This window comes from Streptomyces sp. NPDC046203 (assembly GCF_040646255.1).
Lineage (GTDB): Bacteria > Actinomycetota > Actinomycetes > Streptomycetales > Streptomycetaceae > Streptomyces.
In genome coordinates this window covers 1-1,993 of the sequence record NZ_JBEYZX010000099.1, presented here as the reverse complement: position 1 = coordinate 1,993, position 1,993 = coordinate 1, and the positions used below count along the sequence as shown (strand labels likewise).

Here is a 1,993-nt window from a genome sequence, read left to right as displayed (position 1 = left end):
TGAGGCCCGGCGACCACCGGGCCGACGCGGCGGACCGGGTTTCTCCCCCGGTCCGCCGCCGGGCACGGCGGGCGGCCGTGGCCTCGCGCACCACGGCCACGCGCACCGTGCCCTCGTGTCCGGGCGGGCTCAGCCCAGTGGGACGCCCGCCTCCAGGTTGAGGACGGTGCCGCGTTCACGGGCACGCAGGGCCCAGCGGAGGCGGTCGTAGCGGACCGGGGGGAGCAGGCCGGCGGCCTCGGCCTCGGTGACGAAGCGCCAGCCGCGCAGTTCGGTACCGGGCAGCCGGAGGCGGCCGGCTTCGGCGGCCGTCAGCAGCCCGCCGTCGAAGAGCAGGCGCAGACCGCCGTAGCCGGGAGGCTGGGGGCGTTCCCAGTCGACGAGGAGCAGCCGGGGTACGGCGTCGAGCCGGAGCCCGATCTCCTCGGCGACCTCCCGGATGCCCGCGCGCGCGGGCGACTCGCCTGGTTCGACGATCCCGCCGGGGAACTCCCAGCCGGGTTTGTAGGTGGGGTCGACCAGCAGGACGCGGTCGTGCTCGTCGAAGAGCAGGACACCGGCGGCCAGGGTCTCGCCGGCCGGTTCGGGGGTCTGCACTATGCCGCAGGGCGGGGCGTGGCCGGCGCTGACGGCGTCGGCGATGACGCGGGCGGTCTCGGCCGGGGTGAGCGCGGAGTTGTCGACGGGGTACGCGTCGGCGGCGAGCCAGCCGCCGAGCGCCTCCCGGAACGGGGCTATGTGGTCCAGGCACCAGCGGCGCACCCGGGCGGCTGCCTCCGCCTCGGCCGTCCCGCCTTCGTCCGGGCCGTCCCACGCTCCCGGCCCGTGCCCGGAACCGGACGCGGAACCGGCCGCGGACCCCATGCCGGCCCCGGGGCCCTTGCCGGACACGGCCCCCGCCCCGGACGTGGGCACGGACACGGGAACGGCGACGCGGTCGCCGTCGGCGGTCACGGTTTCGGGACCGGCCGTGGCCTCAAGGGCGGCCCGCTGGTCGATCCGCCCGCGCAGGATCGTTTCGTCCGGAGTGAGGACGACATGTCTGACCTCGATCCGGCGGGCGGCGAGCGCGCCGAAGATCTCGTCCCGGTACTCCTGGCGGATCAGGGTCATCGGGACCACGAGGACACCGCCCAGTTCGGCGAGGAGCGCGGCCGCGGTGTCCACGACGAGCCGGCGCCAGATGGGCAGGTCCTGGAAGTCGGAGACCTCCGCGAGACGCTTGCGCGGGAGTAGCAGACGCATCGTGCCCCCGGTCAGCTCCGGGTCGTACAGCGTGCTGTTCGGGATCAGATCGACCAGCTCGCGCGCGGTGCCGGTCTTCCCCGCACCGAACGTACCGTTGATCCAGACGATCACGATTCCCCCTCCTCGGTAGGCCCCAGTGGACTGCCGCACCACCCTCCCACGGAAACGCCGGGGGCGGGCGGGGCGAACCGGCGCACGCCCGGCGCGCGTTCACGCCCGGGGCCCCGGCGCCCGGACCGGGGGCGGGCCCGCCTCGTACCGGAGGGTGCCTCAGTCCCGTACGGAATCGCCCGCCGCGCGGCCCGTGCCACGGGCCGTGCCGTCCACCATCGCCCCGCCGTCCGCGCCACCCGACACGGTGTCCGTGGCGGTGTCCGTCGTCGCGTCCACCGCCGCGGCCGCCGCACCCAGCAGCCCGGCATCGGTACCGGTCAGGGCCGGGACGACGGTGAGGTCGCGGACGAAGGAGAGCGTGGCGTACGTGCGCAGGGCGCGGCGCAGGGGCGCGAACAGGACCTCGCCCGCGCCCGCCACTCCCCCACCGACGACCGCGATGTCGATCTCGACGAGCGAGGCGGTCGCGGCGATCCCGGCCGCGAGCGCCTGCGCGGCGCGCTCGAAGGAGGCCACGGCCACCGGGTCGCCGGCGTGGGCGGCCCCGCCGGGAGAACGCTGTTCGAGCAGCACCACCTCACGCCGGTCCGGCCCGCCGCGCCCGCTGAGCGCCGAGATCCGCACCCCGAAC

1 protein-coding gene and 1 pseudogene are annotated in these 1,993 nt (G+C 76.3%); both read right to left on the bottom strand.

The window, feature by feature from the left end:
- Positions 1–129 precede the first annotated feature (129 nt).
- The gene (locus ABZ990_RS31105; RefSeq protein WP_361238953.1) at positions 130–1,362 is read right to left on the bottom strand and encodes an NUDIX domain-containing protein; all 1,233 of its coding nucleotides are present in this window, start codon (positions 1,360–1,362) and stop codon (positions 130–132) included.
- Positions 1,363–1,638: 276 nt separating this feature from the next.
- Positions 1,639–1,993: pseudogene (locus ABZ990_RS31100) on the bottom strand (ROK family protein); the annotation flags it as partial.